This is a genomic window from Membranihabitans marinus (assembly GCF_021729155.1).
GTDB classification, from domain to species: Bacteria; Bacteroidota; Bacteroidia; order Chitinophagales; family Saprospiraceae; genus Membranihabitans; species Membranihabitans marinus.
Genome location: NZ_JAJQYA010000011.1, coordinates 95,477 through 109,501, shown reverse-complemented (window position 1 = coordinate 109,501; position 14,025 = coordinate 95,477). Strand labels below are relative to the sequence as shown.

General features: G+C 36.8%; 13 protein-coding genes. 3 read left to right on the top strand and 10 right to left on the bottom strand.

Features of this window, described 5'->3' with window-relative positions; translation table 11 throughout:
• Positions 1-8: 8 nt before the first annotated feature.
• Complete coding sequence (locus LVD51_RS09185; protein ID WP_236970928.1) at positions 9-740, bottom strand: DUF4197 domain-containing protein; 732 nt, start codon at positions 738-740, stop codon at positions 9-11.
• A gap of 153 nt (positions 741-893) precedes the next feature.
• Here LVD51_RS09185 and asnS point away from each other — a divergent pair, with 153 nt between their 5' ends.
• Positions 894-2,327, top strand: a complete 1,434-nt coding sequence (asnS, locus tag LVD51_RS09180) for an asparagine--tRNA ligase (RefSeq protein ID WP_236970927.1) — start codon at positions 894-896, stop codon at positions 2,325-2,327.
• Positions 2,328-2,334: 7 nt separating this feature from the next.
• On the opposite strand, the gene LVD51_RS09175 is transcribed toward asnS, so the two are convergent.
• The 4 genes from LVD51_RS09175 to LVD51_RS09160 all read right to left on the bottom strand — a co-directional run bounded on the left by LVD51_RS09175 (position 2,335) and on the right by LVD51_RS09160 (position 6,424).
• On the bottom strand, positions 2,335-2,517 hold the full coding sequence (locus LVD51_RS09175; protein ID WP_236970926.1) for a hypothetical protein: 183 nt from the start codon (positions 2,515-2,517) through the stop codon (positions 2,335-2,337).
• A 348-nt stretch (positions 2,518-2,865) separates the two neighbouring features.
• Complete coding sequence (locus LVD51_RS09170; RefSeq protein WP_236970925.1) at positions 2,866-3,621, bottom strand: succinate dehydrogenase/fumarate reductase iron-sulfur subunit; 756 nt, start codon at positions 3,619-3,621, stop codon at positions 2,866-2,868.
• Between the two features lie 106 nt (positions 3,622-3,727).
• Positions 3,728-5,728 carry a fumarate reductase/succinate dehydrogenase flavoprotein subunit gene (locus tag LVD51_RS09165; protein ID WP_236970924.1) on the bottom strand — a complete coding sequence of 667 codons (2,001 nt, stop codon included), beginning with the start codon at positions 5,726-5,728 and terminating at the stop codon, positions 3,728-3,730.
• Between the two features lie 12 nt (positions 5,729-5,740).
• Positions 5,741-6,424 (bottom strand): succinate dehydrogenase cytochrome b subunit, encoded by a 684-nt coding sequence (locus LVD51_RS09160; RefSeq protein ID WP_236970923.1) that lies wholly within the window; start codon positions 6,422-6,424, stop codon positions 5,741-5,743.
• Between the two features lie 147 nt (positions 6,425-6,571).
• On the opposite strand from LVD51_RS09160, the gene LVD51_RS09155 reads away from it, so the two are divergent.
• Both LVD51_RS09155 and rnr read left to right on the top strand, forming a co-directional pair.
• Positions 6,572-7,075, top strand: coding sequence for a hypothetical protein (locus LVD51_RS09155; RefSeq protein WP_236970922.1), 504 nt, complete (start codon positions 6,572-6,574; stop codon positions 7,073-7,075).
• Positions 7,076-7,083: 8 nt separating this feature from the next.
• The gene (rnr, locus tag LVD51_RS09150) at positions 7,084-9,234 is read left to right on the top strand and encodes a ribonuclease R (protein WP_236970921.1); all 2,151 of its coding nucleotides are present in this window, start codon (positions 7,084-7,086) and stop codon (positions 9,232-9,234) included.
• A 99-nt stretch (positions 9,235-9,333) separates the two neighbouring features.
• Here the strand turns inward: rnr and LVD51_RS09145 are convergent, their stop codons facing one another.
• The 5 genes from LVD51_RS09145 to lipA all read right to left on the bottom strand — a co-directional run bounded on the left by LVD51_RS09145 (position 9,334) and on the right by lipA (position 13,791).
• The gene (locus LVD51_RS09145; protein WP_236970920.1) at positions 9,334-9,726 is read right to left on the bottom strand and encodes a hypothetical protein; all 393 of its coding nucleotides are present in this window, start codon (positions 9,724-9,726) and stop codon (positions 9,334-9,336) included.
• Between the two features lie 287 nt (positions 9,727-10,013).
• A complete protein-coding gene (locus LVD51_RS09140; protein ID WP_236970919.1) occupies positions 10,014-10,415 on the bottom strand; it encodes a hypothetical protein in 402 nt (133 codons plus the stop codon).
• Positions 10,416-10,427: 12 nt separating this feature from the next.
• Positions 10,428-11,174 carry a hypothetical protein gene (locus LVD51_RS09135; protein WP_236970918.1) on the bottom strand — a complete coding sequence of 249 codons (747 nt, stop codon included), beginning with the start codon at positions 11,172-11,174 and terminating at the stop codon, positions 10,428-10,430.
• Between the two features lie 603 nt (positions 11,175-11,777).
• Positions 11,778-12,173 carry a hypothetical protein gene (locus LVD51_RS09130; protein WP_236970917.1) on the bottom strand — a complete coding sequence of 132 codons (396 nt, stop codon included), beginning with the start codon at positions 12,171-12,173 and terminating at the stop codon, positions 11,778-11,780.
• A 754-nt stretch (positions 12,174-12,927) separates the two neighbouring features.
• The gene (gene lipA, locus LVD51_RS09125; RefSeq protein WP_236970916.1) at positions 12,928-13,791 is read right to left on the bottom strand and encodes a lipoyl synthase; all 864 of its coding nucleotides are present in this window, start codon (positions 13,789-13,791) and stop codon (positions 12,928-12,930) included.
• Positions 13,792-14,025 lie beyond the last annotated feature (234 nt).

Genomic DNA, 14,025 nt, shown 5'->3' with positions numbered 1-14,025 from the left:
TTATATTATTACAATCCCAATTGTTTACCAATGCTACTTCCTCCCTCGTCTTGCTTGGCAAACACCTTCTTCATTATATCGGTGGTACGCATGGACACATTGTTTCTAATTCCCTCTTCCTCAACTTGAATTCTTTCAAAAATTGATTTCAAAGCCAATTCAGATATAAAACCATTGAAATCTGGATTTACTTTTTGTTTAAAGGGCAACTTATTGTACACATCAGCAATCTTATCCCATTCCTTTAAGGCTCCCACTCCTTGAAGATTTTCTTCGACAATAGGGCTAAACTCTCCCATCAATGGAGTATAAGTTTTTTCCTTTAAATAGGTAGTGGCCGCATCGTCTTGACCTCCCATCAAAATATTGTAGGCATCGGTAAAGGAAAGATCTGTAATAGCCGATTTGAATATTGGTAGAGAGGCTGCAACCGCTTGTTTGGTAGCTGTTTCTACTTTATCGGTGAATTGTTTGGTATACTCCTTTACCACAGGAACACTGCTCAAACTTTTGATAATATCCAAAGCTTCAGGTGGAATATTGATATCGCTACCGCCAGTCAAAAAACTGGGATCTTTCGAAAATTCTCGGACAGCTTTTTCCGCACCTTGAAACAAAGCATCTTTCAGACCTTGTCCTATATCGGCATTGGTCAATCCAGTCGATCCAGCCATTTCTTGCAATACATCACAAGATGCCAATTGCAGTACTAAACAAACCATGAGTATCTTCTTAATCATCTTTTCTTTATTTTATTTAATGTTAATACGTCTTATGTTAACGAAAATTACAACATTAATATATAATTTATTGAAAATATATATGAATCTCCCTCCTTTATTTCCCTAGCATTTCTGTATTTTTGCCGGACTAAAATCAACAAATTCTTTATTATGCAAAGAACGCGCATCGACGTTTTATTATCGGAACAATCTGTTGGACAAACAGTTGTAGTTAAGGGTTGGGTAAAATCATTTAGAAATAATCAATTTATTTCTATTAATGATGGTAGTTGTTTTGATAATATTCAAGCCGTACTGAATAGAGAAAATTATGATATTGACTTCCTAAAAACCATTACTCCAGGCACAGCTCTTAAGGTTGTGGGTACAATTGTAGCCTCTCAGGGAAGTGGACAAGCCATCGAAATCGATGTAACAGAGATAGAAATCTATGGCACGGCCAATGCGGAAACCTATCCATTGCAGCCCAAAAAACACAGCAAAGAATTTTTAAGAGAAATAGCGCATTTGAGATTTAGAACCAACACCTTTGGTGCGGTTTTCAGAATCAGACATGCCGTTTCTTTCGCGATACACAGTTTTTTCAATGATCGCAAATTTTACTACCTACACACTCCTATCATCACAGCTTCGGATGCCGAAGGTGCCGGTGAAATGTTTAGAGTAAGTACTTTGGATCTGGCGCAACCGCCCAAAACAGAATCGGGAGATATCGATTTTAAAGCAGATTTTTTTGAAAGAGAAACCCACCTTACTGTATCGGGTCAACTCGAAGCCGAACTGGGAGCCTTGGCCTTGGGACAGGTATATACCTTTGGACCCACTTTTAGAGCTGAAAATAGCAATACCAGTCGTCACCTCGCCGAGTTTTGGATGGTAGAACCAGAAGTGGCCTTTGCAGATCTACACGACAACATGGATTTGGCCGAAGCGATGCTAAAACATATTATTTCATACGTCCTTGAACACTGCCAAAGAGATTTGCAATTCCTCAATGACGAACAAATAAAAGAAGAGAGTCAGAAGCCTAAAAACCAGCGCTCTGAACTCAGCCTTATCGAGCGCTTACAATCTTGTATCGCCGACGATTTTGTACGCATATCTTACACTGAGGCCATCGAAATCTTAAAGAATTCTAAACCCAATAAGAAGAAAAAATTTAACTATATCATCGAAGAATGGGGAGCTGATCTCCAGTCAGAACACGAACGGTATTTAGTTGAAAAACACTTCAAAAAACCTGTAATCTTATTCGATTATCCCAAGGATATCAAAGCCTTTTACATGAAGGTCAACGAAGACAATAAAACCGTCAGAGCCATGGACATATTATTCCCTGGTATTGGTGAAATTATTGGAGGATCTCAAAGAGAAGAAAATTTAGATGTCTTATTGGCCCGAATGGAAGAAATGGATGTTCCTGCTGAAGAATTGTATTGGTATTTGGACATTCGAAAATACGGATCATGTCCCCACAGTGGATACGGTTTAGGATTTGAAAGAATGGTCCAATTTGTAACCGGAATGGGTAACATTAGAGATGTAATACCTTTCCCACGTACACCGGGAAACGCAGCTTTCTAAAAAGAAATTAAATCTTCTTTTTCTTGCCGGGACAGCTACCACAGTGCTTACCCGTTCGTTTGTATTTTTTACAACACTTCTTTTTCTTGCCACAGCAAGATGTAGACATGGCATTGCTTGACACTATGGTTAATGCAAAAAATCCCTCAGTGGTCTGAACGCCAAGATTTTGTCTTTTAGATTGCATCATAATTTTGAATTATTTATTTACGGTGCAAATCTAATCAAATAATTCTTATTTAGACTTTTTAAAGATAAATAATTAAAATTATCACCTTCAAAGGGTAATAAACACCACAATCCATCAACGATAGAAGGAAGGCAAAAATATTATAAGGAAGTAAAAGAGGTATGGATAGAGGAAATAAAAAGCCCTCCGAGTAGTTTTGGATAAATGAGATTAATTGAGAATAATATCATTTTCTCTCAGAGGACTCCGGTTCCATGGGATAAGAACAAATCTAAATAAATCTAACTATTCTTTTCCTAATAGAAATTATATTAACATAAGAAATTCCAATAATAGACGAAATATCTATTATTCATTGATTTCACTACTGGCAATAGAACTCTTTAAATACTGACGATTTAACCGCGCAATATTGGAGATACTAATTTCTTTTGGACATTCGATTTCGCAAGCTCCGGTATTGGAACAGAATCCAAAGCCTTCTTTGTCCATCTGTGCAACCATAGATTGAGCTCTGCGCTCCCCTTCTACCGCACCTTGTGGCAATAGGGCCAAATGCGAAACCTTGGCTGAGGTAAACAACATGGCACTGGCATTGGGACAAGCAGCTACACAGGCTCCACAACCTATACAGGCTGCAGCGTCAAAGGCAGTCGCTGAAATACCTTTTTCGATCGGAATATCATTGCCATCTGGAGCTTGTCCTGTATTGACAGAAATATACCCCCCTGACTGAATAATACGATCAAAAGCAGATCTATCCACTACCAAGTCCTTAACTACGGGAAAAGCATTGGCTCTAAACGGCTCGATCACAATAGTATCACCGTCTTTGAAATGCCTCATATGGAGTTGACAAGTCGTAGTAGCCTTTTGAGGTCCATGTGGACGACCATTGATGACCATACTACAAGCTCCACAAATACCTTCTCTACAATCATGGTCAAAAGCAACAGGATCCTTCTTCTCTTCGATTAACTGTTGATTTAAAACATCTAACATCTCTAAGAAAGACATCTCTTCGGTTGCATCTACTTGATAGTTTTCTATTTTCCCCTTGTCTTGTGGGCCATTTTGACGCCAGATTTGCAATGTTAACTTCATTTGATATTATTTGATCGTAAAGACAATTTTCATATTTATTATAGTACCATTCACACCAGATCAGTCAGCCTAGACGGAAGCAATAATCCATCCAGCCATCCTATATCTATTTATAGCTACGCACCTTCAATTCAACATTTTCAAATTGAAGTTCTTCCACGTGTCTTATCGGTCCAGATTCTTCATTCCATTCCCATGCTGCAACGTGAGTAAAGTCTTCATCATTTCGCATAGCCTCTCCTTCAGCCGTTTGATATTCTTCTCTAAAGTGACCTCCAGCTGATTCTTCTCTATTCAGTGCATCGAGAACCATCACTTCACCCAACTCCATGAAATCAGCTACGCGCAGCGCTTTTTCCAATTCGGGATTGTATTCATTCTTGTCGCCAGGGATGAATACATCTCTGTGGAATTCGGCTCTTAAATCTTGAATGAGTTTCTGAGCTTTTTTCAATCCTTCTGCATTTCTAGACATACCGCAGTACTCCCACATGATCAATCCCAACTCTCGATGGAAGGATTCTACAGATTTATTTCCATTTACCGCAAATATTCCATCAATGCGCTCGACTACCGCTTTCTCTGCCTCTAAGAATGCTGGACTGTCATTTTTCAATTTGGGCACTCGAATTTCATGAGACAAAAATTGACCTATGGTATATGGCAATACAAAATAACCATCAGCCAGTCCCTGCATCAATGCAGACGCTCCCAATCTATTGGCACCGTGGTCTGAAAAATTACACTCTCCTATGGCAAATAACCCAGGGACATTGGTCTCCAAATTGTAATCTACCCACAATCCTCCCATGGTATAGTGAACGGCAGGATATATCTTCATCGGAGTTTTGTATGGATCGTCACCAGTGATTTTCTCATACATCTCGAAAAGATTACCATATTTTTGTTCCACCACTTGCTCACCATATTTCAATATGGTCTCCTGATCTGGATCGGTAATACCGTGCTTAAAGGCTTCTGATTTACCATAGCGCTGTATCGCCGAAGCAAAATCAAGGAATACCGCAAGTCCAGTTTTATTTACACCATGACCACTGTCACAAGCCTGCTTTGCCGCTCGACTCGCAACGTCTCGAGGTACGAGGTTTCCAAATGCAGGATATCTTCTTTCTAAGTAATAATCTCTATCTTCTTCAGCAATATCTTTGGCCTTAAGCGAGCCATTGCGTATGGCTTCTACATCGGACTTTTTCTTTGGCACCCATACCCGACCGTCGTTCCGTAAAGACTCCGACATTAGGGTTAATTTGGACTGATAAGATCCAGATACAGGGATACATGTTGGATGTATTTGCGTATAACAAGGATTGGCCATCAATGCACCTTTCTTCACTGCACGCCATGCAGCAGTAACATTACAGCCCATAGCATTGGTTGAAAGATAAAATACATTTCCATAACCTCCAGTACCCAAAACTACACAGTGGGCGGCATGTCTTTCGATCTCACCGGTCACCAAGTTTCGAGTAATGATTCCTCTTGCTTTGCCTTCTTCTAATACCAAATCCAACATTTCGTGTCTGGTATGAAGCTCTACTTGACCAGTAGCTACCTGTCGAGATAAGGCTTGATAAGCCCCGATCAACAATTGTTGTCCAGTCTGTCCTCTGGCATAAAAGGTTCGAGAAACCTGAACCCCACCAAAAGATCTGTTGGCCAATAGTCCACCGTACTCTCTTGCAAAAGGAACACCTTGAGCTACACATTGGTCAATGATATTGGCACTGACTTCTGCCAAACGATGTACATTGGCTTCCCGAGATCTATAATCTCCTCCTTTTATAGTATCGTAAAACAGTCGATAGATACTATCACCGTCATTTTGATAATTTTTAGCAGCATTGATACCTCCTTGAGCAGCAATACTATGGGCTCTTCTAGGAGAATCGTGAAAAGTAAATACTTTCACTTTATATCCCAATTCACCTAAAGTAGCCGCAGCTGATGCGCCTGCCAAACCGGTACCTACTACGATTACTTCTATATTTCTCTTATTATTAGGAGCCACCAAATTCATGGTGCCTTTATAATCTGTCCATTTATCCGCCAATCGGCCTTCAGGAACTTTTGGATCTAATTTTTTCATTTCTTCCAATTGTTATTTTACGAAATAAATGTAAAGCGGTATCAAGGCAAAACCCAAGGGAATTAATATTGCGTATACCAAACCTACTGACTTAATCAATGGAGTATACTTAGGATGATTCCACCCCAAGGTTTGAAAAGCACTGGCGAATCCATGCTTTAAGTGTAAATAAAGCGCGATCTGCCCAATCACATAAATTGCTACGATCCACAATTGATTAAAGGCGATAGATACACGGCCATATAAATCCTTGACGGGATGATCATAACCATCGTATTTCACCATATCTAATTGCCCCATTTTCATTTTCAACCAAAAATCCCCCATATGCATCAATAAAAAAGCAAAAATTAATATACCTAAGATGGCCATATTGCGGGATTCCCAATTGGCAACTTGACCTTGATTACTTACATATCTATTTTTTCGGGAACTTTTATTTACTTTTGCAATTAATATTCCTTGAAATGCATGTAATAGGATAAAGAGATACAATCCATAGGATACCGTCTTTATTAGGCCATTGGTGGTCATAAAATAAGCGTAGGTATTGAACGAAAGTCCATTGTCATCGTTTAACAATTGTAAGTTGCCTATCAAATGAATGACTAAGAACACGATCAAAAACAAACCAGTTAAGCTCATAATTAGCTTTCGACCGATCGATGAAGTAAAAAATCGTAAAAACCAGTTCATATTACTATTTTAAATTATATTTATTTTCTGCAGCATAAAATTAAAAATTTGAACCTCTAAAGATTAAGAAAATAAAAACTATTCCACTATTTAGAACGCATCTAAATTTTTTTAACAAAAAACATTTACATTTAAACAAAGAAAATTATGGCTCAACCTACTCAAGTTAAAAAGTTTAGTCTCTTTTTAAATCTATTTAAACCAATAGAGCTACCTTTTACACTTCATTCAGAAGCCCATCACGATTTCAGCAATCAAAATAAAAGCATTCATCCTGAGTTATTAACAGAGTATATATCACCTTATATCGGGCAAAATGACGACGAATACACAGAATATATCCCATGCTTTTTATTGGACCAGCAAAAAAACTATATCGCAGTCGTTGTATGGAAAGCTGGATTACTGGAGTACGGTTACTACGTATTGACCTATAATAACGCTGGAGATTTAATACACAAACAAGTTATTGGAGGCATGAAATCTGATGGACAGCGATTATTGAGTAGAATAGCAATGATAGACGACGAAAAAAATATCCACATGGTGGAAGGCGAATTAAAAGACAATCAAAAAGATTACAATCCTCAAAAAACTAAAGAATATACTTTTAGTTTAAATGAAAAAGGCTTTTTAGAGCTGGAACATTAATACAACATATGAATAACAAAAAATATAAACGCAAACCCAAAAAGTTAACTACTGCAGATTTGCAAGACAGATTAAAGCGCAAGTTTTACAAAAACCCAACAAAGTCGTTTACGGCTAAGCAATTGATACACCTCGAAAAGTTATCCAACAACATCGATTCTGTGAATCACGCCTTAAGGCACATCAGTACAGAAGGCTATATTTCTGAACTCCGACCCGGCAAATACCAATTCAATAAAAACAGTGTGAAAGATAGTAGAGTTTTTGAAGGCGTAGTAGATATGACTAAATACGGTACGGCCTATATCATTACCGAAGAATTGGATTCAGACATTTTTGTACCGAAGAAAAAGGTTAAAAATGCTATGCACAATGACAGAGTAGAAGTCATGGTCATATCAAAATTGAAAGATAAATACACCGGTGAAATACTTAAAGTCATCGAACGCAATACCACACATTTCGTTGGGACATATCAGTCGGGACAATCATTCGGATTTGTCATTCCACAATCGACCTCAATACCGTTCGACATCTACATTCATCCCAATGACAATTTAAATGCCGTAGATGGAGATCACGTCATTGTCAAGATAGATCGTTGGCCTTCTAGCAGTAGAAAAAGCCCCATCGGCCATATTGAAAGAATACTGTCAGAAGACGATCGCAACGAAATTAGGATGCAGGCCATCTTGGCCGAACAAGGCTTTAGTGAAATATTTCCCGAAGAAGTAGAAGCAGAAGTATCGCAACTAAAACTAGATAGATCCCCCAAAGAAATGTCCAAACGTCGTGATATGAGGGCAGTGACTACATTCACTATCGACCCCTTCGACGCCAAAGATTTCGATGACGCCCTCTCATACCGAGTACTGGACAATGGCAATGTTGAAATCGGAGTTCATATAGCCGATGTAGCTCACTATGTACAACCCAATACCGCATTGGACAAAGAGGCATATAAGCGTTCTACCTCTGTATATATGGTTGACAGAGTCGCACCGATGTTGCCCGAAAAATTATCCAACGAACTGTGTTCATTGCGTCCCAACGAAGACAGTTTTACCTTTTCAGCGATTTTCGAATTGGACAAAAGCCAGGGTGTGGTCAAACAGTGGTTTGGAAAAGCCATTATCCACTCCGACTACCGATTCTCCTATGAAACGGCTCAAGAAGTGATCGACGGAGAGACAGACAATCCCTATGCGGAAGAACTGATTCAACTCAACAATATCGCTAAGATATTGCGCAAACGCAGAATCAGTAACGGATCCATAGAATTTGAATCCGACGAAATTAAAATCTTATTGGACGAAGCCAAAAAACCAGTAGCTATCAAGATCAAGGAAAGGTTAGACACCCATCTTTTGGTAGAAGAATATATGCTTCTGGCCAACCAGCAAACGGGTAGCTTTATGGCCAAAAGAGATAAACCAGAGGTCCCCTTTATTTATCGGATCCACGATTTGCCCGATGAAGACAGAATGCAGGACTTTGCCCTAATGCTTAAAGAAATGGGATTCCATTTCGCCACAGAAAACAACAATAGCATTAAGGATTCCATTAAGAAACTAAATGAAGTAGCCAAAAAAGACGATTCTTTTAAATTAGTACAACCTATGGCCATACGAATGATGGCCAAAGCAGTGTATTCAGCAGACAATATCGGTCACTTTGGTTTGGGATTTGACTATTATAGCCATTTCACTTCGCCGATTAGAAGATATTCTGATGTTATAGCCCATAGAATTCTATTTGCCAATCTGGACAAAGTGGAACGATATGACAAGGCGACCATCAATATGCAGTGTAAACACATCTCCAATCAAGAGAAGAAAGCCATGGAAGCCGAACGAGATTCCATTAAATACAAGAAGGCGGAATTTATTCAACAGTTTATAGGAGAAACCTTCGAAGGCATCATTTCAGGATTTATTGAAAAAGGTATCTTTATCGAAATCAAAGAAAATAAATGCGAAGGCATGATCACCTTTGACAAATTGGATGATACCTACTATATAGCCTCAAATAAATTGGAAGCAGTCGGCAAAAACACCGGCGATGTACTTAAATTAGGTCAACAATTGACCATAAAGGTGGTCGATGTAGACATCGACAGAGCAGAAATAGATATGGATCTCGTTCAAGAAGAAGGATAAATCCATCCCTAGCCACACAATACATTTAGTATTACTAATTATTCGCTTTATCTGTGAGACCTTCCTCATCAGAAAAAGCGAATACCTAAATCATATAAGTCATTTAAGATCTATCTTGAAAAAATTTTTTCTACCAAAGGAGTAAAAGTAAAGCATAACCATTACGGGCAACACCGAAAGATACCTAAACACCTCTACATCCGTCAAATACCATAATAAAATTAAAGATAGGGATATTGCCAAGCTATATGAATACCATGGATTCACAGATACATTTAAATATTGAGGATTTACTCTGTCAGTTGAATTAACTCTAAATTCTTTAGACTCAGCCCAATACATTTTTATAACTATTTTCACCCAATCCTCCTCTGTTTTCAAACTCAATAGTTTATTATAATACAATTTTCCCTTTTCTACACCATTCACTAAAACGGAATAAGACCCAAAAACATTAAACATATCGAAAGACCTTGATAATATGAGTTCCATATACTTATTTTTAAATATTTCAATAATAATGTGTATAAAATGCCATCCTCTTCATCTGCTCAATATTTTGTGATTCAATAGATTGAGATGTTGAGTTGAAATTCTTCTCGCCTAATTTTCAAATAGCTCCATAAAGTGCTTAAATGACTGAATGAAGTTGCTCTTTAGAGGAACCCGATGGACTAAATGTCCATCGGATGAGGGAACCGAGAGCTCTGTCTCTCGGCTAATAAAGCCTCCGTGTCGTAGGTGAGTGAGCTTATTAATTGCAATAGCAATTAGTATAATTACTCAACCTTATTTACCTCTATCTTGAAAAAATCCTTTCTCCCAAAAGAGTAAAAATAAAAATCAATCATTACTGTCAATACTACGAGATCCCTAAACACCTCAACATCTGTCACATACCATAGCAGGAGTAAAACAAGGCCCACAATATTGCCAATGACAAACCATTGATTAATGCCTACTTTTACATTTATAGATTTTTCCTCACCAAAGGAAGTTAAATCAATCTCCCTAGACTTCACCCAATCGATTTTAAAAGAAATGTTTTTTAATTCCTTCTCACTTCTTAAATACAAGGGCTTATGAATAGACAATTTACCTGCTTTATCCCCATTTAAAAAAACTGAGTAATGTCTAAAAATATGTAACCACTTCGGTGATCTTTCTATTACTAATTCCATAATACAAGGGTTTTAATTATTCCAATAATGATGGGTATAAAATGCTATGCTCTTCATTTGCTCAATACTTTGTGATTCAATAGGTTGATATGTTGATTTGAAATTCTTCTCACCTATTTTTTCAATGGCTTCATAAAGAGCTTGAGAATGGCCATAATTACTCAATAGACCTACTTCATTAATAAAGTTAGTGGTTGAAGTGTTTTGAACAATTCCCAAATTTTGATTTATCTTTTTCAGAGAATACAGCATTCCAAATTTCACCTTGGGATGATGTAAAATCCTTTTCTCAAATTCATCCATATTTTCCATGACTTCGACAGCGATATCATAAAATGACTCAATATCATCAATGTCAATATTGGAATCTATGGTTTTAGCTAATATTAAATTATGTGCTTCTCCAATATGAGCATACTCTGCTGTTACTCCGTCATTGTTTTCTGAGGGTAAAATAGTTTTTTCTCGCTTCTGCCGCGGTATAACTTCTCTTGGAATATCTTGACTATCTTTTTCCCTAACTGATCGATAAGCGGCCACAACTGCTCCCCCAACAGCGCAACCAATAGGACCACCACCGACCCAAGTAGCTAAACGACACCCTTCAATACCACCTCTTATATCTTCAGTGATACATGAATAGCATTTAGTAGAATCATTGTCTTGATTGACACTACGAATATCTACTTTAATTTTTTCAGATTCCCAATCCAAACCATCGATGTAATTCATAATATAGGCTTCGCTTACAGTATCCAAAAATTCAATATTCGTCTCTGGTTTTACTTCTACCTTTTCATTACTACAAGAAAATAACAGAATCGGAATTAATAAAATTCCTAAAAATGCAAAAAGGCGATTAAATGGCACTACATTTTGATCTTCCTTGAATTTTGGTCTTTAATTAAATAAATCATATTTATTGATTTTAAGTGAAATAATACTACAATATAATAATTTATTATTTATTTATAAAATTTACACCATGAAACTTCATAAAAACACTTAATCCAAGAATTAAACTATACACAACAAGAAAAACTACATTAACACAATACAACACACTAAATAATTACAATAAACACCATAATGTATTGCAATACATGTCAAATAATATTTAACGAAAATTATTTCAACATATATTTAATTAATTTGCAAAAAAAATCATTAACTCAAACACGCTCTATCTTAATTTCAACAATATAAATCAATATTTAAATTCATCAATTTAATACCTATGAAACATGTACTTTACTCAATTAAGATTTGAAATAGACACTAAATATTTATAATGAAAAAGAGAATAAAAAGCAGTCCACTTTACACTACCCATTTTAAATCTATTGCAATAATGGACATTTACTATTCAAAAATTTTAACATCAAAAAAATTATTCCGCCCCAAAGTCAAGTAATAAAATACAATGATGAATGGAGGAAATATTACAAACTTAAACCACATGAAATCGGTTAGATACCACAACAGCAAACCGACAAAACAAACCGTAGTAGAAATAGAAAACATTGGATTTAAACCTAGTCTGACATTTATTTTTCCGCGGTCTAGATAAGACTTTAAATCAATGTCATTCGAGGTGAGCCAATCAAACTTAAAAGACAATTTTTGACTATCTTCCTCCAAATTGAGTTTAAGTGGTTTTGAAAAAGATAGTATTCCCTTCCTTTTCCCATCGACACTAACCGTATATTTACTCGCAATATCGAACCAGTCTGGTTTTCTAAAAATAACTAATTCCATAATCCTAAGTTTATTCTATATAATGAGTTTAAATTTCATGGTATAAATCCGTCAAACATTTGGCACTAACAACTATATCTTGGTATTAAGTAAATGATGTTTACATTATTGTATAATACTTTAATGGAAAAATCATCAACTTTAAGCAACTACATTGGGGAATTTGCTTTCATAGTGTTTTGGGATTTCGCTTACACATCTTGTCTAATCATTGAAGAATAGAGCTTCTCAATACAGATTAATGATAAGAATAATATCACCTATAGAATTTAACGAGAGTTAACATCATCCAATCGTTATGAAAACAGAAAAACTATCCAGTCATCTTCCATTCTACTTTCAATATTTCATGAATAAGAAATCCGGCCAGGTAAAACATCCTTAAAGTGCAATTACTCAAGCATGGGCTACTCATTAAATATAGGTAATAATTATTAAAAAAGAGAAGATTTTTTGTATAAAATGAGAATTAACATTCGCGTAATTTACATTATATTACAATCAAAATTAACCATTCGCTTTGTTGCTGGATTTTCGCTATTCATCACACATAGCCAGCGGGGAAATACTCAGACCATAGTACAATAGAACAAAGCCTCCACAAGAAGGACATATCAATTAAAAATGTAATTCGTATAATACCCTAAATTGAATCAAATGTCAATACCGATCTGAACCATTATAACAAAAGATTGCTTACCTATTTATTGACAACGAATAGGTGAACACAAGATTCTTTGAGTACTTGGAAATACTAAATATGCCGCTCTGCGTGATAGGAAGACCGAACCAAAGGAGAACTCTCGACATAATCAAATCCACGTTTCAATCCTTCTTCTTTATAAAATGCAAACACATCGGGATGAACAAAACTAGCTACTTCCATATGCATTTTAGTCGGCTGTAAATATTGCCCTATCGTCATGACATCGCAGCCGTGTGCCACCAAATCATCCATGGTTTTCAATACTTCATCTTGACTTTCACCCAATCCTACCATAATACCAGATTTCGTTCGTTTTCCGAATTCTTTAGTGCGCAATATTTGATCTAAACTGCGTTGATATTTTGCTTGAGGACGCACCAAACGATACAATCTCTCTACCGTTTCCATATTATGGGAAACAACTTCTTGTCCACCACTAATCATTCGTTCCAATGCTGGCCATGTGGCCTTTACATCGGGGATCAATGTCTCTATCGTTGTCCCTGGACTTTTTTCCTTTACGGCTACCACAGTTTGATACCATATTTCCGCCCCGCGATCCTTCAATTCATCTCTATTAACAGATGTCAATACCGCGTGCTTTACCTGCATCAAAGCTATAGCTTCAGCTACTCGCTCGGGCTCATTGGTATCGTATTCGGGAGGTCTACCCGTTTTCACTGCACAGAAGGAACAGGATCGCGTACAGACATTACCCAATATCATAAAAGTCGCTGTACCCGCACCCCAGCATTCTCCCATATTGGGACAATTACCGCTTTGACATATCGTATGCAAATTATACTTATCCACCAACTCACGAACATTCCTATAACTCTCTCCGATCGGCAATTTGACACGCAACCAATCTGGTCTTCTCTTTCTTTTCTCTGTGATGGGCAATTCAATCATAATAATATCTTTACAATTTCCAATATCTAAAGCTTTATAGTAGATAGGAAATATTCTTTTAAAATTAGTATTAGCGTATAACGCAAGACCAAGACTTTGGTTTAAATCCCTTTCCAGATTTATACGCTTTAAACAAGGTCTACTTTCATCGCAAAGATACATAAAGATTCAATACTCTGTTGTCCTTGTCTCTAACCAAATATAAACCCTAGGAATACAGCCTTCTCATCATTC